Source organism: Mycobacterium asiaticum DSM 44297 (assembly GCF_000613245.1).
Classification (GTDB): Bacteria; Actinomycetota; Actinomycetes; order Mycobacteriales; family Mycobacteriaceae; genus Mycobacterium; species Mycobacterium asiaticum.
Window position 1 is genome coordinate 811738 of record NZ_HG964938.1, and the last position, 20978, is coordinate 832715.

At 66.1% G+C, this 20978-nt stretch carries 16 protein-coding genes and 3 pseudogenes; 9 read left to right on the forward strand and 10 right to left on the reverse strand.

Annotation, left to right across the window (positions count from 1 at the left end; genetic code table 11):
- Positions 1-2: 2 nt before the first annotated feature.
- Positions 3-1112, forward strand: a complete 1110-nt coding sequence (gene egtE / locus BN972_RS22700; RefSeq protein ID WP_036363762.1) for an ergothioneine biosynthesis PLP-dependent enzyme EgtE — start codon at positions 3-5, stop codon at positions 1110-1112.
- A 187-nt stretch (positions 1113-1299) separates the two neighbouring features.
- A complete protein-coding gene (locus BN972_RS22705; protein ID WP_036362771.1) occupies positions 1300-4554 on the forward strand; it encodes a PPE family protein in 3255 nt (1084 codons plus the stop codon).
- On the opposite strand, the gene BN972_RS22710 is transcribed toward BN972_RS22705, so the two are convergent.
- Positions 4548-5237 (reverse strand): class I SAM-dependent methyltransferase, encoded by a 690-nt coding sequence (locus tag BN972_RS22710; RefSeq protein ID WP_036362774.1) that lies wholly within the window; start codon positions 5235-5237, stop codon positions 4548-4550. The two genes, BN972_RS22705 and BN972_RS22710, sit on opposite strands and share 7 nt — an antisense overlap.
- A 35-nt stretch (positions 5238-5272) precedes the next feature.
- On the opposite strand from BN972_RS22710, the gene BN972_RS22715 reads away from it, so the two are divergent.
- Complete coding sequence (locus BN972_RS22715) at positions 5273-5725, forward strand: helix-turn-helix transcriptional regulator (protein ID WP_036362778.1); 453 nt, start codon at positions 5273-5275, stop codon at positions 5723-5725.
- A gap of 10 nt (positions 5726-5735) precedes the next feature.
- Positions 5736-6155 (forward strand): VOC family protein, encoded by a 420-nt coding sequence (locus tag BN972_RS22720; RefSeq protein ID WP_036363765.1) that lies wholly within the window; start codon positions 5736-5738, stop codon positions 6153-6155.
- On the opposite strand, the gene BN972_RS22725 is transcribed toward BN972_RS22720, so the two are convergent.
- On the reverse strand, positions 6152-7624 hold the full coding sequence (locus BN972_RS22725; RefSeq protein WP_036362781.1) for a hypothetical protein: 1473 nt from the start codon (positions 7622-7624) through the stop codon (positions 6152-6154). The genes BN972_RS22720 and BN972_RS22725 overlap by 4 nt on opposite strands.
- Positions 7625-7642: 18 nt before the next feature.
- Positions 7643-8422, reverse strand: coding sequence for a class I SAM-dependent methyltransferase (locus BN972_RS22730; protein ID WP_036362783.1), 780 nt, complete (start codon positions 8420-8422; stop codon positions 7643-7645).
- Here BN972_RS22730 and glpK point away from each other — a divergent pair.
- Positions 8421-9983: a glycerol kinase GlpK gene (gene glpK / locus BN972_RS22735; RefSeq protein WP_051545728.1), complete on the forward strand. Its 1563-nt coding sequence runs from the start codon at positions 8421-8423 to the stop codon at positions 9981-9983. The genes BN972_RS22730 and glpK overlap by 2 nt on opposite strands.
- A gap of 93 nt (positions 9984-10076) precedes the next feature.
- Here the strand turns inward: glpK and BN972_RS22740 are convergent, their stop codons facing one another.
- Positions 10077-10814 (reverse strand): PadR family transcriptional regulator, encoded by a 738-nt coding sequence (locus BN972_RS22740; RefSeq protein WP_036362785.1) that lies wholly within the window; start codon positions 10812-10814, stop codon positions 10077-10079.
- A gap of 125 nt (positions 10815-10939) precedes the next feature.
- Between BN972_RS22740 and BN972_RS22745 the strand changes: the two genes are divergently transcribed.
- The gene (locus BN972_RS22745; protein WP_036362788.1) at positions 10940-11320 is read left to right on the forward strand and encodes a hypothetical protein; all 381 of its coding nucleotides are present in this window, start codon (positions 10940-10942) and stop codon (positions 11318-11320) included.
- Here the strand turns inward: BN972_RS22745 and BN972_RS22750 are convergent.
- Positions 11321-12216 (reverse strand): annotated as a pseudogene (locus BN972_RS22750) (RDD family protein).
- Between the two features lie 54 nt (positions 12217-12270).
- Here BN972_RS22750 and BN972_RS22755 point away from each other — a divergent pair.
- The gene (locus tag BN972_RS22755) at positions 12271-13263 is read left to right on the forward strand and encodes a stage II sporulation protein M (RefSeq protein WP_036363772.1); all 993 of its coding nucleotides are present in this window, start codon (positions 12271-12273) and stop codon (positions 13261-13263) included.
- A gap of 92 nt (positions 13264-13355) precedes the next feature.
- Here BN972_RS22755 and BN972_RS22760 read toward each other — a convergent pair whose 3' ends face one another.
- From BN972_RS22760 to BN972_RS22780, 5 genes and pseudogenes are all read right to left on the reverse strand, one after another.
- Positions 13356-14678: a DUF58 domain-containing protein gene (locus tag BN972_RS22760; RefSeq protein ID WP_036362792.1), complete on the reverse strand. Its 1323-nt coding sequence runs from the start codon at positions 14676-14678 to the stop codon at positions 13356-13358.
- A pseudogene (locus tag BN972_RS22765) lies at positions 14678-15645 on the reverse strand (AAA family ATPase). The gene BN972_RS22760 and the pseudogene BN972_RS22765 overlap by 1 nt, the downstream one beginning before the upstream one ends.
- Positions 15642-16793, reverse strand: coding sequence for a DUF4350 domain-containing protein (locus BN972_RS22770; RefSeq protein WP_051545729.1), 1152 nt, complete (start codon positions 16791-16793; stop codon positions 15642-15644). The pseudogene BN972_RS22765 and the gene BN972_RS22770 overlap by 4 nt, the downstream one beginning before the upstream one ends.
- Positions 16775-17425 (reverse strand): DUF4129 domain-containing protein, encoded by a 651-nt coding sequence (locus BN972_RS22775; protein ID WP_036362798.1) that lies wholly within the window; start codon positions 17423-17425, stop codon positions 16775-16777. Before BN972_RS22775 ends, BN972_RS22770 begins: the two co-directional genes overlap by 19 nt.
- Positions 17426-17435: 10 nt before the next feature.
- Positions 17436-18844, reverse strand: a pseudogene (locus BN972_RS22780) (hypothetical protein).
- A 63-nt stretch (positions 18845-18907) separates the two neighbouring features.
- On the opposite strand from BN972_RS22780, the gene BN972_RS22785 reads away from it, so the two are divergent.
- Together BN972_RS22785 and BN972_RS22790 are read left to right on the forward strand one after the other, a co-directional pair.
- On the forward strand, positions 18908-19372 hold the full coding sequence (locus BN972_RS22785) for a GatB/YqeY domain-containing protein (protein ID WP_036362801.1): 465 nt from the start codon (positions 18908-18910) through the stop codon (positions 19370-19372).
- A gap of 30 nt (positions 19373-19402) precedes the next feature.
- A complete protein-coding gene (locus BN972_RS22790; RefSeq protein WP_036362803.1) occupies positions 19403-20947 on the forward strand; it encodes an HNH endonuclease signature motif containing protein in 1545 nt (514 codons plus the stop codon).
- The last annotated feature ends 31 nt before the right edge of the window (positions 20948-20978 follow it).

The following is a 20978-nucleotide window of genomic DNA, read 5'->3' on the forward strand; positions in this document are numbered from 1 at the left end:
CGGTGCCTGACTCGCTGGCCGAGCGTTGGCGCGCGGCCAGACCGCCGGCGGCGGTGCTGCACCTGGACAACGCGGCATGTTCGCGGCAGAGCTTGGCGGCTCTTGACGCCGCGGCGCGGCACGCGTTGCACGAGTCCGAGGTCGGCGGCTACGTGGCGGCCGATGCCGCCGCACCGGTTTTGGATGCCGGCCGCGCCGCCGTGGCCAAACTGTGCGGCCTTCCCGACGCGGCTGACATCGTATTCACGACCGGTTCGTTGAATGCGCTGGATCTACTGCTGCGCAGTTGGCCGCCGGACTCCCGCACCCTGGCCTGCCTGCCCGGAGAGTACGGACCGAACCTGGCTGTCATGGCGGCCCACGGATTCCAGGTGCGACCGCTGCCGGTTCTCGAGGACGGTCGGCTGGCGATCGACGACGCGGCCTTCGCACTTCAGGAGAACCCACCGGACCTGGTGCACGTGACGCCGGTGGCCAGCCATCGGGGCACCGTCCAACCGCTGGCGATGGTGGCCCAACTCTGCCGTGAACTCGGCGTGCCGTTGGTGGTGGACGCAGCGCAGGCCCTCGGCCAGATCGACTGCGCGGTGGGCGCTGACGCCACGTATTCGTCGTCACGAAAATGGCTCGCCGGGCCGCGCGGCGTGGGGATCCTGGCGATGCGACCCGAGCTGACGGCGCGGCTGACGCGAGGGGTTGAGCAACTCGGCTTCGGCGAGGCCAATGTGGCTGCCAGGGTGGGATTCTCGGTAGCACTGGGCGAACACCTGGCCTATGGGCCCGAGAATGTGCGCGCGCGATTGGCCGAGGTGGGCGGCATCGCCCGCTCGCTACTGACGGACATCGACGGATGGGTGGTCGTCGAAGAGGTCGACGAACCCAGCGCGATCACCACGTTGGCGCCGGTCGACGGAGCCGACCCAGAAAGGGTGCGGGACTGGTTGCTCACCGAGCGCCGGATACTGACCACGTTTGCCGGAATCGCGCGGGCGCCGATGGAGCTCACGGAACCGGTGCTCCGCATCTCACCGCATGTCGACACGACGGTCGAGGAGTTGGAAGTCTTTGCCGAAGCGCTAATTTCGGCCACTGCAGCCACTTCTGGTGGGTAAAACTGGTCGCTCCAGCCGGAGCGTGCACTCCATGCGGAAAGTCTTAAAACTCGCCTCCCAAGCAGTAGTGCATATTGCGCGCGTGTGGAGTAACTTCGCTCGGTACGCGTATGAAGTGGCGGGGGCACGCACCTAGGCACTCCCGCTGCGAACTGCTCGAAGATGAGCTGTCGGAAGGGTCGCAAAGATGAATTTCTCAGTGTTGCCGCCGGAGATCAACTCGCTTCGGATCTTCGCTGGAGCGGGCTCTGCGCCGATGTTGGGCGCCGCCGCGGCCTGGGACGGACTAGCCAGTGAACTGTCCGTGGCAGCCAACTCATTCGGGTCGATAACCTCCGGCCTTGCGACCGCATCTTGGCAAGGCGCCGCATCCCAGGCGATGGCGGCCGTCGCCGCCCCGTACGCCGGTTGGCTCCGCGCGGTCACCGCCCAAGCAGAGCAGGCGGCTTCGCAGGCGCGAAACATGGCGAGCACGTTCGACGCAGTACGGGCTGCGATCGTCCATCCCGGTGAGGTCGCGGCCAATCGTAATGTGCTGCTGTCGCTTGTCCGGTCCAACCTTTTCGGATTCAACGCTCCGGCGATTTTCGCCGTCGAGGCCGACTATGAGCTGATGTGGGCGCGGGACGTGGCCGCCATGTTCGAGTACTACACGAGCGCGTCAACCATCGCTGCCGCCCTCGCACCATTCACGCAACCGCTGAAAGCTTTGGCCGGTCTGCCGGGCCAGCTGTCAGCCGGGTCGGCTGCGGCCGCCGCCGCCGCACCGGCCGCCGCGGAGACCCTGCAAACGTCGCTCGGTTTCGCGAACAACGGTGGCGGCAACTTCGGCTTCGGCAACTTCGGTTACGGCAACAGAGGCGATGGGAATCTGGGCAACTCCAACATCGGGTCGGGCAACCTGGGTAGTTGGAACATCGGCTTTTCCAACCTGGGCAACGCCAACCTCGGTCTTGGCAACTTCGGCTCAGGCAACCAGGGCTTCGCTAACACCGGCAGTTTCAACATCGGCTTCGGTAACACTGGCAACAACAACATCGGTATCGGTCTGACCGGAAACAACCAAATCGGCATCGTATTGAATTCCGGCAGTGGCAATATCGGGTTGTTCAACTCCGGAAACGGGAATGTCGGGTTCTTCAACTCGGGTAACGGAAACTTCGGGCTGTTCAACTCCGGTAGCTTTAATACCGGCATCGGCAACTCGGGCATCGCGAACACCGGGTTCTTCAACCCGGGCTCCTTTAATACGGGAAACCTCAACGCCGGCGTTGGCAACACCGGCTCGCTTAATGCCGGCGACTACAACACTGGTGACATAAACCCTGGTTCGTACAACACCGGCAGCTTTAATATCGGCAACACCAATACCGGCTTTGCCAACTGGGGCGACTACAACACCGGATCCTGGAATTCGGGCAACCTGAACAACGGCTTCGGTTGGACCGGGGAGCGACAGGGTGGCATCTACATCGCGTTCACCACCCCTGACATCACCCTTCCCGCGGTCGACATACCCCCGATTAACGTGGCAGCATTCGACCTGCCGCAGATCTTCGTCCCGCCGATCGACATCGGACCCTTCGAATCACCAATTGCCCGGCTGACGGCATTCCTGCTTCCCACGATCAGCATCCCGCCGATCAACATCGGACCATTCACATCCCCGGAGTCGGTATCGATCTCCGACTTCCTGCTGCCAGCCCTCGGCATACCGCCGATCTCGATCGGTGAATTCACGTCGCCGGACTTCGCCCGGCTGAGCCCGTTCAACCTGCCCGAGATCAGCATCCCGGGCATCACCATTCCGGCCTACACGACGCCGCCCCTGACGATCGGTGGCTTCGATCTGCCGCAGATCGGTATCCCGGCCATCACAATTCCGGCGTATCAGACGCCGGCGAACGTCAATATCGGTAGCTTCAGCCTGCCGTCGATCGGCATCCCGGCGATCACCATTCCGGCGTACACCACACCGGCGAATATCAATATCGGCGCCTTCGGTTTGCCCAATATCAGCATCCCGGCCATTACAGTGCCTACGTACCAGACTCCGCCCATAACTGTCGGCGGGTTCAACACGCCGCAATTGCAGACACCAACCATAGCCGTACCGTCGATAAACACCCCCACAATCACCATTCCCAAGTTCCAGACGCCATTGGTCGAAATCACCGGGTGGTCCTTGCCTTCCGTCACCGTTCCGCAAATCAATATTCCGCGGATACAGTTCCCGAATATCTCTGTGCCGGGCGGCGACCAGACGCTGATCACGCTGGACACCAGCAATATCGTTGCACCGACCTACCGGATACAACTGGGTTCGTTCAACATCAATGCGATTTCGCTCGGCTTCACCACCCAGGGTTACATCGAACAGTTCAACTTCCCCAGCATCCAGATCGGTGCGATGACGCTGCCGACGCTCACCATCAGCAACAATGGCGGCCCCTACGTGTTCCCGTCAGTGACGTTGTCGGGCTTCAACATCCCGTCGATAACGGTGCCGCCGATTGGTATCAACTCCTTCACCCTGCCCCCGATCGGCTGGCAACAGTTCAGCACCCCGGCGGTGTCAATCCCGTCCGTGGGCATCGGCTCCTTCAACCTGCCGCAGATTGGTTGGCCCGAGTTCGAGACACCGGCGTTGACCATCCCGCCGATCGACCTGGGCTCCTTCGACCTGCCGGTGGTCGGCTGGCCCGAGTTCGAGACACCGGCGTTGACCATTCCGCCGATCACGGTGGCCGAGTTCGACCTGCCGCAGATCAGTTGGCCCGAGTTCACCACGCCGGCGATCACGATCCCGCCCATCGGAATCGGAGAGTTCCTCCTGCCGCAACTCACCTCGTCGCCGTTCTTCCTGCCGGAGTTGGGCATTCCGCAGATTTCGGTCGGTGCGTTCGACCTGCCGCAGGTCATTTCGTCGGCCTTCGATCTGCCTACAATCGGAATCCCGAATATCGCGGTCGGCGAGTTCAACCTCCCCCAGCTCTTCTCCGAGGCGTTCCAGCTGCCCACGATCGGCATTCCGCCCATCAATGTCGGCGCCTTCGACCTGCCGGCACTTCACATTCCGCCGATCGTCCTGTCCGCCCAGAAGCTCTTCGAGTTGCAGATTCCGCCCGCACCCGGCTTCGGAAACACGGTCGATGACCTGTTCACCTCATCGGGCTTCTTCAACACCGGCGGCACCAACGCGTCGGGCTTCTTCAACAACGGGTCGAATGTGTCGGGCTTCTTCACCGGTAATCCGCTGGGGGTCACCGGCGTTTCGGGCTACAACGTCTTCGGCGAAGGCTCGTCCGGGCTGTCGAGCCTGGGCGGCGCCGTATCGGGCTTGTTCAACATCGGGTCGCTGCCGCCTAGTGTCAGCAGCTTCTTGTCGGGCCTGCAGAACATCGGTTCAAACCTGGCCGGCATCTTCGTGCAGAACTACTGATCCGCTTTGTGCGCCGTGAGCAGATAGGCGGGCATCTTGACCCGGCCTTTCTCATCGCGGTCATGCTCGGGAAACTCGATCGGCGGACCGGGCATCGGCGGCGGCGTCGCGGGTGCGTTGGCGTGGATGAAGGCCGGCCGGATCTCGTCGACCACCCAGTACTTGCTGACCGCGTCCCTCAACTCGTCCTCGTCGACTTCGTTGGGCTTGGGTTCCAGCTCGGCTGGGAAAGCGCCTTTGGCGAAAACCAATACGAAGTAGTTGGCACCCGGGGCAGCCGCGTCGAACACCGAGCGCAGGTAGCCGTCGCGGCCCTCGATCGGCAGCGAATGAAACAGCGTGCTGTCGATCACGGTCGAGAAGCGACCATCGTGGCCGCTGAACGCGGTGATGTCGGCCTGTTGAAAGCTCGCGGTCGACAAGCCCCGCTGCCGGGCGGCCTCGGTGGCCGCCGCGACCGCCGTCGGTGTGATGTCGACGCCAAGGACCGTGTAGCCCTGTGCCGCCAGCGTTAGCGACAGCTCGGCGTAACCGCACCCGGCGTCCAACACGTCGCTGCGGACCTTGCCGGCAGCGATCAAGGCGGCCAGCTCAGGCTGCGGTTCACCGATGTTCCACGGCGGCGGCCCTTGGAAGACGTTCTGTCGATACGCGTCGTCCCAATCCATCACCTCAGAAGCCATGCGACCCAAGGTACGCGCGCCGCATACTGGAACCCATGGCGCAGCTTCCGCCGGCCCGCTACCTGCTCCGGGCAAAGGACTTCGTCGACTCCCGCTACGCCGATCCGATCACGGTAGACGACCTGGCCGCGGCCGCGGGTCTGTCACGGGCGCACTTCAGCCGGATGTTCACCCGCACATTCGGGGAATCGCCTCGCTCCTACCTTCAGACGCGTCGACTCGAACGCGCCGCCGCACTACTGCGCTACACCGACCGATCGGTCGCCGACATCGCCGTCATGGTTGGTCTGCGCAGCGTCGGCTCATTCACCACCAGTTTCGCGCGGGTGTACGGCTTACCGCCCGCGGCCTACCGGGCCAGTATCCCGCCGGCGTCGGTGCACGCCCGAGTGCCAAGCTGCATCCTGGCCCGGGACACTCGCCCGCCGGCCGACAGCCGCACCAAGACAGCACACGGGGAGAAGACGGACGGACACGCCGGACCGTAGCGTGATGCCCATGATGAGAATCGCGAGTGCACATCTGTGGGTGCACGACCAGGAAGTCGCGTTGAAGTTCTGGACCGATCAGGTGGGTATGGAAGTGCGGCAGGATGTTTCGCTGCCGGAGTCGGACTTCCGGTGGCTCACCGTCGGGCCTCCCGGCCAAGACGATGTGTCCATCGTGCTGATGGCGATCCCGGGTCAGCCAGTCATGGACGAGGTGACCCGCAAGCAGGTTGCCGAACTGATGGCGAAAGGTTTCGCCGGCACGGTGTTCCTGACCACCCAGGACTGCCACGCAACCTATGCGGCGATGAAGTCCCGCGGCGTGGAGTTCACCGAAGAACCGCACGAGATGCCCTACGGCATCGACTGCGGATTCCGCGACCCGTCCGGCAACAGTGTCCGGTTGACCCAGCTCGCGGATAACTTCTAGACCTCCCAGGTGTGCACCGGCTCGTTGGCGTGCATGTGCCCGCAGTACCGGCGCAGCATTTCGGCCAGCGCACGCGGCCGGGACAGGCCGGCCTTCTCGAGCGCCGCAACGGTGGCCACCTGCCAGGTTGCACCGTTGCGACCCGCCTTGGCCCGACCTTCGATCACGCCCAGGAAGCGGTCGCGCACTTCACCGGCGACACCCCATCGCTGTAGTCCCTCGTAAGCCATCGGCAGCAATGTTTCCAAAACCAGTCGCTGCGTGCTGATCTCGCCGACGCCCGGCCAGTGCAATCGCGCATCGATACCGTGCTGCGCCGCTTCGAGGAAATTACGTTGTGCCACCGGGAAACTCATCTGCGACCACACCGGATGCTCGGCTTCGGACAGGGTCCGCAGCATGCCGTAGTAGAACGCCGAATTTGCCAGCATGTCAATGACACTCGGCCCGGCCGGCAATACCCGGTTCTCCAGACGCAGGTGCGGGCGCCCGTCAACGACGTCATAGACCGGCCGGTTCCAGCGGTACACCGTGCCGTTGTGTAGGCGCAGCTCGGCTAGCGCAGGGGCGCGACCGGCGGCCAATTCGGCTGCGGGATCCTCGTCGGAAAGCTCGGGCAGTAGAGACGGGAAGTAGCGGACGTTCTCCTTGAACAGATCGACCACCGAGGTGATCCAGCGCTCGCCGAACCAAACTCGGGGTCGTACCCCCTGTGTCTTCAGCTCCTCGGGCCGGGTGTCGGTAGATTGCGCGAACAACTCGATACGGGTCTCCGACCACAGCTGGTGGCCGAAGAAATAGGGCGAATTCGCGGCCAGCGCCAGCTGCGGTCCAGCGAGTGCCTGGGCGGCGTTCCAGTTGGCGGCGAAGTCGTCCGGCGCCAACTGGAGATGCAATTGCATGCTGGTGCAAGCGGATTCGGGTGCGATCGAAGGGGCCTGCCAGCTCAGCGGTTCCGGACCGGAGATGTTGATCGAGATGTCCTCACCACGGGCGTTGAAAATCGAGTCGTTCAAGGCGGTGTACCGGGTGGATTCGCTCATCCAGCCCTCGGTGAGGTGCTCGGGCATCAGCGTGGGCAGAATGCCGATCATCACTATGTGTGAGCCGCTGGAATTCGCCTTGAGTTCCGCGTCGTTCAGACTGGCCCGCACGTCCTTTTCCAGGTCCAGGCCGGTGTGGCCGGGCAGCGGGCGCGGCGGGACATTGAATTCGATGTTGTAGGCGCCCAATTCGGTTTGGTAGGCCGGGTCGCCGATGGCATCGAGCACAAACCGGTTGGACATCGCGGGCTGGTAATCGGCGTCGACCAGGTTGCACTCGATCTCCATGCCGGTGAGCGGCCGCTCGGAGTCGAAGCGGGTTTGGGTCAGCATCGTCTCGAAGACGTCCAAGCACAACTGCACTTTGCGCCGGTACTCCCGCCGGTGTGTGCGGTTATACGTGGTGCGCTTGACTTCTTCGCCCACAGCACCGATGCAACAGGTTTACCGCGCGCCGCGCAAGCTTGCCACCACGATCTGGGGCAACGGCCGCAGCGACCTGTTGAACACCGTGCCGCCGCGCAGCTCGACGCTGATCCTCGGGTCGGCATGCTCGGCCAGCGCCAGCAACGCCGAGCGACTGTAGGCCCGCAGCGAGCTGATGATCCCGTCATGGGGCATAGGGAACATCGCCAGCGGCAGCATGTGAGCCAGCCGCAGCAGATGCAACATCGACGGGGGCCGCGGCAGATCGATGATCACCAGCTTGTCCGCCACCCGGGTGCCTTCGCTGAACACCCTCGACGCCAATGCGGGTGGCAGATGGTGGAAGGACAGCGCGAAAACCGCGAGATCGTAACTACCGTCGGGGCAGTCGATGGCAGTGGCATCGAGTTGACGGATCAGCGCGCGGGGATGCGAACCCAGGTCGCCGTTGCCGATCGCGGCGATCAGTGCGGCGTCCACGTCGGAGACCGTCACGTGCGCGCTGTGATGCATTTCGAGCAATGCTCGCGCCAGCCCGCCGTGCCCGGATCCGAGTTCCAGGATCCTGGGCTCGGGCACGTCGGCCACCTCGTCGAGCACGATGCGGGCGATCGTCTTGTGCAGGCCGAACACCCTGCCCACCCGGTCCAGGGAGCGGATCGCGGCGCGCTTTTTGGAATCCACGTCGTCACGGTCGATGTATTCCGGACGGTCGGTCTCCAGCCGGCGGTCCAGCCACGACGCGTGCGGACCGCCACGCGGCATGCTCTCGATGTCAACGCTCACGTAGGCAATCATGGACGATTACAAGCAGTGTCCGTCGTCGCCCCTAGGAGACCAGTTGGCTGAATTCGTTGCCGCTATCGACCAGGGCACCACCAGCACCCGCTGCATGATCTTCGATCATGACGGCGCCGAGGTGGCTCGTCATCAACTCGAGCACGACCAGATCCTGCCTCGCGCCGGCTGGGTCGAACACAATCCGGTGGAAATCTGGGAGCGCACGGTCTCGGTGCTCATGTCGGTGCTGAACGCCAGCAACATCTCCGCGAAAGACATTGCCGCCCTGGGCATCACCAACCAGCGCGAGACGACGCTGGTGTGGAACAAACACACCGGGCGGCCCTACTACAACGCGATCGTCTGGCAGGACACCCGCACCGACCGCATCGCGTCAGCGCTGGACCGGGACGGTCGCGGCGACATCATCCGCCGCAAGGCGGGCCTACCGCCGGCCACCTACTTCTCCGGTGGCAAGTTGCAGTGGATCCTGGACAACGTCGACGGGGTGCGCGCCGACGCTGAGCGCGGTGACGCCCTGTTCGGCACCGCGGACAGTTGGGTGCTGTGGAATCTCACTGGCGGCGCGCGCGGCGGCGTGCACGTCACCGACGTGACCAACGCCAGCCGCACGATGCTGATGAACCTGGAGACGCTGGACTGGGACGACGAACTGCTGTCGTTGTTCTCCATTCCGCGGGCAATGCTGCCCACTATTGAGCCGTCCTCGCCGGTGCAGCCCTATGGCGTCACGTCGGACGCCGGTCCCGTCGGCGGCGAGATCCCGATCACCGGGGTGCTCGGGGACCAGCACGCAGCGATGGTGGGACAGGTCTGTCTGGACGCGGGCGAGGCGAAGAACACCTACGGCACCGGCAACTTCCTGTTGCTGAATACCGGCGAGACGATCGTGCGGTCCGACAACGGTCTCCTGACCACCGTCTGCTACCAGTTCGGCGATGCCAAACCCGTCTACGCCCTGGAGGGCTCGATCGCGGTGACCGGCTCGGCCGTGCAGTGGCTCCGCGATCAACTGGGCATCATCAGCGGCGCCGCGCAAAGCGAGTCGTTGGCCAGACAGGTAGCCGACAACGGCGGCGTGTATTTCGTGCCGGCATTCTCCGGGCTCTTCGCGCCGTACTGGCGCTCGGACGCTCGAGGAGCGATCGTCGGTCTGTCGCGGTTCAACACCAATGCCCATTTGGCCCGCGCCACGCTCGAGGCGATCTGCTACCAGAGTCGCGACGTGGTCGATGCCATGGAAGCCGATTCCGGTGTGCGCCTGGAAGTGCTGAAGGTCGACGGCGGCATCACCGGCAATGACCTGTGCATGCAGATTCAGGCCGATGTGCTGGGCGTCGACGTGGTGCGGCCGGTGGTGGCCGAGACGACCGCGCTGGGGGCTGCCTACGCGGCCGGTTTGGCTGTTGGGTTCTGGGGTGGCCCAGACGACCTGCGCGAGAACTGGCACGAAGACAAGCGTTGGACGCCGGACTGGGACGACGACCAACGTGCGGAGGGGTACGCGGGTTGGCGCAAGGCGGTGCAGCGGACCCTGGACTGGGTCGACGTGTCCTAGGCTTCCGGGCCCCGAGCGTGCACAGAATGTCGGGTGCGACGGCGTGTCGCGGGACATCTGTGCACGCTCGCGGGGAGTTCCGGTAGCGGGTGCTCAGTCCTCGCCGAGGATCCCGTAGATCTCGCGGCGCGCGTTGTTGAGCACGTCGGTGATGCGCTGCTGTTGCTCGGAACTGGCGGCGTGCGCGGACTGCGCGACCGCCCCGAACAGTTGGCGGGCGGCTGTCCGCAGGCTGATGTGGCCTGGGTCCACTCCCTCGGCGATCTCCTCCCAGGGTGGGGTGGACAGCTGTTCGGCGGCGGCACGTCCATCGTCGGTCAGCTCGAACAGCTTCTTGCTGCCGTCGCTGTCGTTGGCCGTGATCAGGCCCTCGTCGGCGAGTAGTTGCAGCGTCGGATAGACCGACCCGGGGCTCGGCTTCCATAGGCCGTTGCTGCGCTCGGCGATTTCCTGGATCATCTCGTAACCATGCATGGGCCGCTCGTTGAGCAGCGTCAGGATGGCCGCTCGGACGTCGCCGCGCCGACCGCGGCCGCCTCGGCGTCCGCCGCGCCGGCCGCCCGGACCGAAGCCGAAGCCGGGGCCGAACCCCGGCCCGAAGCCCGGTCCGAAACCGGGGCCGAAGCCCAGGGGTCCGTCATGGTCGTTGGCGTGGTCGCGGAGCTGTTCGAAGAATTCGCGCCGGGCCGCACGCCGGGCGCCATGCAGCGCGCGGCGCTGAGCCGGTCCGGGCCGGACTCCGCCGCCGAAGCCGGGAGGGCCGAAACCGAATCCGGGTCGTGGGATCGATGGTCCGTCAAGGGGACTAAAAGGACCGAAAGGGGTGTTCATGTCTGTTTCCTTTAGCTTGTTGGTGTATCGCTACATATCACGATATATCGCGAACGAACGTGATGCAACGATATGGCGTGCGTCTATTCGTTTGCAACCCCCTGGCGCCGGGTAGCACCTGACGCATGAACGGCAACAACCGCGACCTGACCATGGCCTCCGGTCCTGGTAGCGGCCCAGACTCGAGCGGCGACGACGGTGCGAAGGCGCGGGCCCGGGTCAATTGGGTGCTGGCACTGCTGACCGTTCCGGGGGCCGCCATCGTGATGTTGTTCGCGCTCGGAGCTGTGATGAGCACCGATTCATGTACGCAACAGCGGTGCCCCAAGCTCGGTGGCGGGATCAATTTCGACGTCTTGTTCTACGGCCCGCCGTTAGTCGCGCTGCTGGTGATCGTCACCTCGGTCTTCACCGCAAAGCGGCGCACCGGCTTCCTGGTGCCGCTGGCCGGATTGGCCCTGCTGATCGGCGACGTCGCGATTCTGGCGGCAAGCGTCGCGCAGTGATCAACTCGGCGGTGCGAATCCGCCGGGGTCTGGGGGCCGGTTCGGCTCCGGTTCCGCTGCGTGAGCCGGCGACGACGGCGGCGGCCCCGCCGAGCGGGGCCCCGGTGGGGGCCCGGTGGCCAACTCGGGGCCGGCGGTCCGGGCTGCGGGGGAATGCTGGCGTGGAGCCGGGCGAGTTCGCGGCGGTGTCGTTCAGCCAGCACCGCGGCCAGAACCAGCTGGGGCGGCACCCCGGGCGGCGGTGGGGGCGCGATGCGGGACACCACATCATTGGCGATGCGGTAAGCCATCTGGTCTCGCAGCGCGGGATCGAGTTGCATTGCCCGAGAGAGGAATTGGCGGGCAACCTCGGCCTGCCCGGCGGAAAGCCCGGATAGTTGCAGCGACGACGCCCACCCCGCCAATGGCGGCGGCATCATCGGCGGCGGCGTCAATCGGGGTCCGCGCTCGCTGACCACGACCGTGCCGGCGAAAATGTCACCCACCCGCTTTGCCTTCGGCGACAGCACACTACAGATCACGGCCGGGCTGCCGAGCAGCATCCAGATCTCCACCACCGAGGCGAGCGCGCGAAATACCGCCTGGCGGAAGCGTTCTGGGCCACCGTCGTCGCTCACCACCCGCAGCCCCATCACCATCTTGCCCAGCGAACGGCCTCGGGTCGCGGTCTCGATGGCGATCGGATAGCCGACTATGGCCAGCACCGTGAAGATGATCACGAACGCGACCGTCAAGGCCTCGTCGAACTGAGACAGTGTGGCCGCCCCCAGCATCAGTCCGAGGAAGTAGCCGATGAAAATGACGGCGAGGTCGATGATCGCGCTCAGCGCACGCACCGGCAGCTGGGCGATCTGGACGTCGAGCACGACGGCGTCCCCGGTTACCACCTCGGACATACTCCCGAACGGTACAGCCACTGCCGCCGGGTTGCCGCTGGGTAGGCTGCGATGGTGGACGTCGACGCGTTCCTGCTGACCCACCGCAGCACTTGGGACCGGCTCGACCAGTTGATCAAGAGGCGCCGTTCGCTCACGGGTGCCGAAATCGATGAACTCGTCGAGCTTTACCAGCGCGTGTCCACCCACCTGTCTATGTTGCGGTCGGTGTCGTCCGACTCGCAGGTGACCGGTCGGCTGTCGAGCCTGGTCGCCCGCGCGCGCTCCGCGGTGACCGGCGCGCATGCCCCGCTCACCAGTACGTTCGTGCGGTTCTGGACGGTGTCGTTCCCGGTCGTCGCTTACCGCACCTGGCGTTGGTGGCTGGCCACGGCGCTGGCGTTTCTTGCCGTCGTGGTGGTCATGGCGTTCTGGGTTGCCGGCAGCCCCGAGGTGCAGTCGGTCATCGGCACACCGGCGGACATCGACGAACTGGTGAACCATGACGTCGAGTCCTACTACAGCGAGCACCCTGCGGCGGCGTTCGCGTTGCAGGTGTGGGTGAACAACTCATGGGTGGCGGCCAAGTGCATCGCGATGTCCGTCCTACTGGGGCTGCCGATTCCCTTCGTGCTCTTCCAGAACGCCGCCAACGTAGGGGTGATCGCGGGCCTGATGTTCCAGGCGGGCAAGGGAGGCCTGCTGCTGGGTCTGCTGCTACCGCATGGCCTGCTGGAGCTGACGGCGGTGTTCCTCGCCGCTGCAACCGGGATGCGGCTGGGCTGGTCGGTGATCTCGCCGGGTGACCGGCCACGGGGGCAGGTGCTGGCCGAACAGGGCCGCGGGGTGGTGTCGGTCGCCGTGGGACTGGTGGGCGTGCTGCTCGTGGCGGGCCTGATCGAAGCCATGGTGACGCCCTCGCCGCTGCCGACGTTTGCCCGTATCGGTATCGGTGTCCTGGCCGAGGCGGCGTTCCTGAGCTACGTCGTGTACTTCGGTCGCAAGGCTGTCGCCGCCGGCGAGACCGGGGACATCGAGGACGCGCCCGACGTCGTGCCGACCGGCTAACCCCGACGAGCGTGAATCTCACGACGCGACACGCCGCGTGAACGTCGTAGGATTCACGCTCGTCGAGCAATGCGGCGACCCAAGAGAGCGCGCTAGAGCTGACCGGTGGCCTTCATCGCCAGGTAGCGGTCGGCGAGGCCGGGCGCGATTTCGGTGGGGGGAGCGTCGACGACTTCCACCCCGCTGCGCCGTAGCCGGGAGGCGATAGCCCGCCGCTCGTTGCGCGCGCGTTCGGCCGCCGCCGCGTCATACACGGCGGCGGCGTCCGACCGGCCGGCCGCCAGTTGATCCACCCGCGGGTCGGCCACCGCGGCGACCAGTACATGGTGCTTGGCGGACAGCTGAGGCAGCATCGGTAGCAATCCCTCATCCAGCGCGGTGGCGTTCAGATCCGTCAGCAACACCACCAGCGACCGTCGGCGGGTGCGCCGCAGAATGGCCGCAACCATTGCGCGCCAATCGGATTCGACGAGTGCTGGTTGCAGCGGAGCCATCGCATCGACCAGTTGCGCGAGCAGCTCGGTGCGCGACGCACCGAACACCGCGGCCCGGCTCACGCGATCGTGGGCCAGGAAGTCGACATGGTCACCGGCGCGTGAGGCCAACGCCGCTAACAACAGTGCCGCGTCCATCGCCCAGTCCAGCCGGGGCCAGCCGGCGGGATCGGCCGCCGTGGGATCGACGCCGACTCGTCCGGCTGCCATGCGTCCGGTGTCCAGCACGATGACGACGCGCCGGTCACGTTCGGGCCGCCAGGTGCGAACCATGACGTCGGTGCGTCGTGCGCTCGCCCGCCAATCGATCGACCGGACGTCGTCGCCCACGACATACTCACGCAGCGAGTCGAATTCGGTTCCCTGTCCCCGGATCAGCGTCGGCAGCAGCCCGTCGATCTCCCGCAACTTGGCCAACCGAGACGGCAGGTGCTTGCGCGACAAGAACGGTGGCAAGACCCGCACCTGCCCAGGCACCGTCCGTGAACTCTGCCGTCCCGCCAAGCCCATCGGGCCGATTGAGCGAGCCGTGACCGCGGCAGCGCACTGGTCGCCCCGTCGCACCGGTCGCAGCCGGGTCTCGAGCTGCTGGCGCTGACCGGCGGCCAAAGACAGTGGCTGGGTGCGTGGTTCGGCGCGCGCGCTGGGCGGCCAGGCGTCGCGAAGCCGGCCCCGGAACCGGCGCCGTCCGTCATTCTGGATGAACAGGCCTGCCGTCACCGGCTGGCCCAGCCGGGCCGACGTGTCCGGCGAACGGGTGAAGCGAAGGCGGCGGGGGCTGGCGGCCAGCATCACGTCGACGACCACCAAGGTGGCCAGCACCATTAGCAGGATCCCGAAAGCCCGTGCAGGCCAGGGTGATACCGCGATCGGCAGGACGCAGATCAGCGCCAGCAGCCCCGTGCGTCCAGTGAGGATCACTAGCGGGGCACCGGGACCGAAGCCAGGATTCCGTCCAGGACGCCGTCGGGTGTGGCACCCTCGAGCTCCGCCTCCGGGCGCAGCATGATGCGGTGCCGCAGGGTCGGACGGGCCATCGCCTTGACGTCGTCCGGGGTGACGTAGTTGCGTCCGGACAGCCAGGCCCAGGACCGGGCGGTGCCCAGCAGCGCGGTCGCGCCGCGTGGCGAAACACCAAGCTGCAGAGCGGGAGAGGAACGCGTGGCGCCGACGATGTCGACGATGTAGCCCAGCACTTCGTCGCCGATCAGGACCTGACGCACCGCCTCCCGTCCGGCCCCCAGCTCTGCCGGTCCGGCAATCGGCTTGATCGCGGAGAGGTCCCGCGGATCGAAACCGTGAGCGTGCCGTCCGAGGATCGCGATCTCGGCGTCGCGCGGGGGCAGCGTCACATTCAGCTTGAGCAGAAAGCGGTCGAGTTGGCTTCGGGCAGCTGGTAGGTGCCTTCGTACTCGATGGGGTTCTGCGTCGCGGCGACGATGAACGGGTCCGGCAAAAGTTTCGGTTCTCCGTCTACGCTGACCTGGCGCTCCTCCATCGCCTCGAGCAATGCGGCTTGCGTCTTCGGTGGCGTCCGGTTGATCTCATCGGCCAACAGCAAGTTGGTGAACACCGGGCCGGGCCGGAAAGCGAACTCAGCGGTGTGGGTGTCATAGACCAGCGATCCGGTGACATCGCCGGGCATCAGGTCCGGGGTGAACTGCACGCGCTTGAACTCGAGTTGCAAGGCGGCGGCCAAGGCGCGCACCATCAGTGTCTTCGCAACGCCGGGAACACCTTCCAGCAGCACATGGCCACGGCACAGCAGCGCGATCACCAGACCGCTGATCACTCCCTCCTGTCCGACAACGGCTTTGGCGATCTCGGTGCGCAGCTCCAACAATGCCGCACGAGCGGTGTCAGCGGTCGGGGCGGTGGACTGTGTCACGAGTGGGTGACCTGCCTTTCAATGTCGTCGAGCGCACGGGCTAGCTGCAGTAGGTCGCCGTCATTCGCCGGCGGTGGACCGAACAAGTGGTATTGAACGAGGTCCGGGTTGGCCCCGCAGCGCTCGGCGACCGTCAACACCACTGCCGGTGGTGCGGCACTTGGGCCGAGGCCGAGCCGGGGTAGCAGCCGTTGCAGCGTCGCCGTCCGCAATGCCTCCGCGGCACGATCGCGGGCCCGGCGAGACCGGTAGAGGCGGCCGCGGCCTTCTACCGTCTCCGAGGCACGAACCACGACCGGTAGTTCTTCGGCCACCAGCGGGCCGAGGCGCCGGCCCTTCCACAGCGCCACCAGGACCACCACCAGCCAGAGCTGCCAGACGATCCACGTCACGTTCTCCGGGATCAAGTCGAAGATGGACCCGTGCGGGGTGCTGTGCCCCTCGACCCGCTGCGGTGCGTACCAGATGACCCGGGGCCGGGCACCCGCGAGGTTCATCGCGAGCGCGGCATTGCCTTCTTCCAGGAGCCCGTCGTTGGTCATGAAGTGGCTGCTGCCGATCACGGTGACGGTACGCCCCTGATCGCGGTAGCTGACCAGGGCGCCGCCGTAACAACTGACCAGGTCCAGATCTCGCTTGGCCCGGTAGGCGTCCGTCGGTCCGAAATTCACCGACCCAGCCCGGTTGGCCTGCGGCAGTGGGCAATTCGGCTCGTTGCTGAACTCGTCAGCAGCGCCGACCCGTAGCTTCGGCGTCAGCGCCGTGCGGGCGCGGGTGGTGGGATCCACCAGCAACAGGTCACCGGGGACGTCGGCCAGTCGCCCCAACAGCATGTTGTCGGTGAGGTATTGGGTTTGCGCCATCAGCAACAGGGTGTCCGGACGCGCGGCGCTCTCGACGTCGGCGACGTTGTTGGCCACCACCACCTCGACGCCGCCCTCGCGGAGCAGCGTCACCAGCGCGTGGGCCCCGGATGGGCTGGTGGCTTCGGGATCCATCGTGCCGCCGGGTCGTGGCGCGGTCAGATATGTGGTGATGGAGGCGACGACGGCGAGGGCGGCCAGCGCGAGCAGCACCCCACGCCAGGGGCGTCGCTGCCGCAACTGTTCGGTGGCCGGACGGGTGGTCGTCACCGAACCTGCGCCCAGGAGTTCGGCACCACGGCATGTCCCACCGGCGCGGTACCGGTGGCGCGTGAGCGCAGGTGGTCATCGAGGTCGGCGATCATCTGGTACGCGGCTTGGGTGCCGGGCCGCTCCCCATAGGTGACGTCGTTGAAAGCTGTTGCCGCCTGCGCCAACTCACCGGCCAAATGCGGAAGCGCCTGTCCCGCGTCGTTGGCCAACTCGTTTGCGGTTCGGCCCGGCACGGGTGCGAGCACGCCGGTCTCTTCGAGTTCCCGCGCCACCGCGCGGAGCCGGTGCCGGATCGCTGCCGACCAGTTACCTTCGGCGGCAAAGCTTTCCGCCGTGGCCCGGTGTTGGGCCGCGGTGAGCTGGCCGACGTCGAACAGTTCGTAATCACCGCCGCGGTTGGTGCGCATGGTACGGCGGGCGACATGGACCGCGACGATGACGGCAATCACCACCAGGATCAGCATTACAGTGACGGTGAACCAGCCGCCGTGTATGTGAGAGGTCTTGCCCAACAGCCGCATCAGGAACTCGTTGATCTTGTCCAAGATCGCGTCGGTCACCGATGGTTTGGGATAGATCGGTTTGTTCAGTTCGCGCTGGGCCGCCTCATGCGCGGCGTCACGGTCGATGTCGATGGAGGGCACGGTCAGCTCTTCAGAAGGGCCTGGTGAGCCATAGGTTGTCGGTGGATTCGACCGCGGCGGGTCCGCCCTGCGCGCCGGTCTGCAACACCAGATCGAACGCCTCGGCCCGGATTCTGCGGTCGGTGTACAGCAGCACCACCACACCGGCGACGAAAGGCGCGGTGACGATCTGGCTGACGGCACCGCCGATGGACGACAGCGTGGTACCGACGAGCAGTGTCGTGGTGCTCGAGGAGCCCATCAACAGAATCTCGCCGACCACACTGAAGGGAGCCGAAATCGCGCCGCCGACGATCCCGACCACCAGCGCCGCCAGTAACCGGATGCCCAGCACCCGCCAAAAGCCGTTGCGTACCAAAGCGAAAGAACGGGTGATCGCATCGAAAACCGGTAATCTCTCCAGCACGATCAGCACCGGTGCAAACAACAGCACGGTGTAGGCATAGGCCAGCAAGAGCAGCACCAGGAGCAGTAGCGGCAGGCCAAGCAGGACCGCGGCGGCCGCATTGGCGGCAGCCGCGACACCGACCAGGATCACCACGACCAACCCGACAACCACCGCGATCCCGACCGCTTCCAGCAGTGCCAGGCCGAACAGCGCGAGCAACCGGCCGCGAACCTTCGCCCATGCTTCTCTGATGGTGATCGGCGATCCGAACACCGCGCGTCCGACCACGACGGTGAGCATTCCGCTGAGTAGCATGCCGCCCAGCCAACCCACCAACGCGCTGCCGGCCAGCGACGCGGTCCAGGCGCCCAAAGCGCCGAGGCTGGCCTCTGTATCGGCCGGAGAGTCGCCAGAGTTCAGCCGGCCGATGGCGGTCAGTGGTCCGATCGTCGCGAGCAACGAGATGACTTGCATGACGACCACAACCATGGTGGTCAGACCCAACGTCGGCTTCGGGTTGGCGCGGATGTAGCCGACGGCACCGTTGAAGATGTCGCTGAGGGTCAGCGGTCGCAGGGGGATGATGCCGGGCTTGACCGCGCCCGGAATGAGGGGCGGACCGAACGGCGCGGCTCCGTAACCGGGACCCGGCTGGGGGCCGTAGCTCGGCGGGGGACCGTAGCCCGGCGGTGGACCGTAGCTCGGCGGTGGACCGTAGCTCGGCGGGGGCCGTAGCCCGGCGGTGGGCCGTAGCTCGGCGGGGGGCCGTAGCCCGGCGGTGGGCCGTATCCCGGCGGTGGGCCGTAGCCCGGCGGTGGAGCGTAGCCGGGAGGGGCGCTGTATGTGGGAGGCGGAGCGTACGCCGGCGGTGGACCGTATGCGGGGGGCGGGCTGTATGCCGGAGGTGGCTCGGTTGCCTCCGTGCCAGGCGCCGGGTCGCCCGAATAAGGCGGCAGCGTGCTCACCTGAGGTAGCCGCTGTCGTCGTATGTCATGGGGTCCATCCTGTCGGCGGTCGATGCAATTCTCAATCTAAGTTCCGCTGGCGCCTCAGGCGTGCATTCGCCGAGGGTAGCGGCGCGTAGCGTCTCTGGAATGGCGGAACTCAAATCCCGGCTCCGGGCAGATCTGACCGAGGCGATGAAGGCACAAGACAAGCTGCGGACGGCAACACTGCGCATGCTGCTGGCCGCGATTCAGACCGAAGAGGTCTCGGGCAAGGAGGCCAGAGAGCTTTCCGACGACGAGGTACTCAAGGTACTGGCCAGGGAGTCACGCAAACGGGGCGAAGCGGCAGAGATCTACACACAGAACGGCCGCGGCGAACTTGCCGCCAACGAGCATGCAGAAGCGCGAATCATCGATGACTACCTGCCCACCCCGCTGACCGACGCGGAGGTGGTCGACGTCGTCGAAACCGCGATTGCCCAGGTCGCCGAATCGCTCGGGCACCGACCAACCATGAAACAGATGGGCCAGGTCATGAAGGTGGCGACGGGTATCGCCGAAGGCAAGGCCGACGGGTCCCGACTTTCCGCGGCGGTCAAAGACCGACTCTGATTGTCAGACCCCGCTGGCATAATCGAACGCATGTTCGAGGGTGAAGGGTCTGGGGATCGGCCGACGGGTCGGCTGCCCTCGGCGGCGGCGTTGGCGGTTGAGGAGGAGTATTGGGAGCGCCGCTATCCCTCGACGACCCCTGAGTCCCTGGGCTTGCTTGAGCAGGTGACCGGGTCGTGGCGGGTGGAGAATCGAGCGGCGGCGGCGCAGTTGGTGGCGATCGGGCAGTTGTTCGCTTACCGGTTGTCGCGGTGTTCGGATACCGAGGGCTGGTGTGTGGACACCATGGAGGCCGTGGCCGCCGAGGTCGCGGCGGCGTTGCGGATCAGTCAGCGGGCGGGGTTGTACCGGATCGAGGATGCCCGGGTGATGCGCGAACGGTTGCCGCTGACCGCGCAGGTGTTCATCGCCGGTGAAATGGATTACGGGTCGTTTCGAATCATCGCCGCACGCACCATGCTGATCACTGACCCGAAGGTCTTGGCGACCGTGGATGGGCGGATCGCCGATAATGTGGGGCGTTGGCCCTCGCTGACCAAGAGCCGGCTGGCGGGCAAGGTCGATGCGGTCGTGGCCCGCATCGACGCCGATGCGGTCCGGCAACGACGCCAACGCCACACCGATCGCGAAATCAGTATCTGGGACCACCCTGATGGCGGGGTGTCCTACATCGAGGGCACCCTGAACCCAGTGGACGCCCGCGCCCTGGATCAACGCCTCAATGCCTTGGCGGCCACCGTGTGCCGTCATGACCCCCGCACCCCGGCCCAGCGCCGCGCCGATGCCGCTGGCGCTCTGGCCGCCGGCGCCAAGAGGCTGGGGTGTCGCTGCGGACGCCCGGACTGTGCGACCGGTGCCCGCCCGGACGCCACCGCGGTCACCATCCACGTCATCGCCGAGCAGGCCACCCTCGATGGCACCAGCGACGCCCCCGCCAGCCGGTGGTGCGCCGATGGGGTGATCACCTCCGAACTGCTCACCGAGCTGGCGTTGACCGCCAAACTCGTCCCGCTGACCCACCCCGGCAATGCTGCGCCCGAACCGCGCTATCGGCCCTCGGCAGCGTTGAGCGAGTTCGTCAAATGCCGCGATCTGACCTGCCGCTTCCCCGGCTGTGATGCCCCCGCCACCCACTGCGACGTCGACCACACCATCCCCTACGCCGACGGCGGGCCCACCCACGCCGCGAACCTGAAATGCCTATGCCGCTGGCATCACCTGATCAAAACGTTCTGGGGCTGGACCGATCGCCAACTCGCCGACGGCACCGTGATCTGGACCCACCCCGACGGACACACCTACATCACCACCCCCGCCAGCGCGCTGCTGTTCCCCAGCCTGTGCCGGCCCACCCTCGGCATGCCCACCCCGCAAACCCGGACGCGGCAAGAGTATTGCGACCAGCGCACCGCGATGATGCCCAAACGCCACCGCACCCGCGCCCAAGACCGCGCCCACCGCATCAACACCGAACGCCGACACAACCACCACACCCGCCAAGCCCGCCGAACCACCTACGACCACCACAACGGCAAAACCCCACCCCACCCAGACGACGACCCACCACCGTTCTAGTGGCGGTGCTACCGAGTACCGTTTGCGCTTC

What these genes read in the sequence shown, in the direction of transcription:
- BN972_RS22785 (WP_036362801.1), top strand. Translation starts at nt 18,908, where the DNA reads ATGGCGGAACTCAAATCCCGGCTCCGGGCAGATCTGACCGAGGCGATG.
- glpK (WP_051545728.1), top strand. Translation starts at nt 8,421, where the DNA reads ATGGACGATTACAAGCAGTGTCCGTCGTCGCCCCTAGGAGACCAGTTG.
- BN972_RS22705 (WP_036362771.1), top strand. Translation starts at nt 1,300, where the DNA reads ATGAATTTCTCAGTGTTGCCGCCGGAGATCAACTCGCTTCGGATCTTC.
- BN972_RS22745 (WP_036362788.1), top strand. Translation starts at nt 10,940, where the DNA reads ATGAACGGCAACAACCGCGACCTGACCATGGCCTCCGGTCCTGGTAGC.
- BN972_RS22710 (WP_036362774.1), bottom strand. Translation starts at nt 5,237, where the DNA reads ATGGCTTCTGAGGTGATGGATTGGGACGACGCGTATCGACAGAACGTC.
- BN972_RS22730 (WP_036362783.1), bottom strand. Translation starts at nt 8,422, where the DNA reads ATGATTGCCTACGTGAGCGTTGACATCGAGAGCATGCCGCGTGGCGGT.
- BN972_RS22740 (WP_036362785.1), bottom strand. Translation starts at nt 10,814, where the DNA reads ATGAACACCCCTTTCGGTCCTTTTAGTCCCCTTGACGGACCATCGATC.
- BN972_RS22715 (WP_036362778.1), top strand. Translation starts at nt 5,273, where the DNA reads ATGGCGCAGCTTCCGCCGGCCCGCTACCTGCTCCGGGCAAAGGACTTC.
- BN972_RS22720 (WP_036363765.1), top strand. Translation starts at nt 5,736, where the DNA reads ATGATGAGAATCGCGAGTGCACATCTGTGGGTGCACGACCAGGAAGTC.
- BN972_RS22790 (WP_036362803.1), top strand. Translation starts at nt 19,403, where the DNA reads ATGTTCGAGGGTGAAGGGTCTGGGGATCGGCCGACGGGTCGGCTGCCC.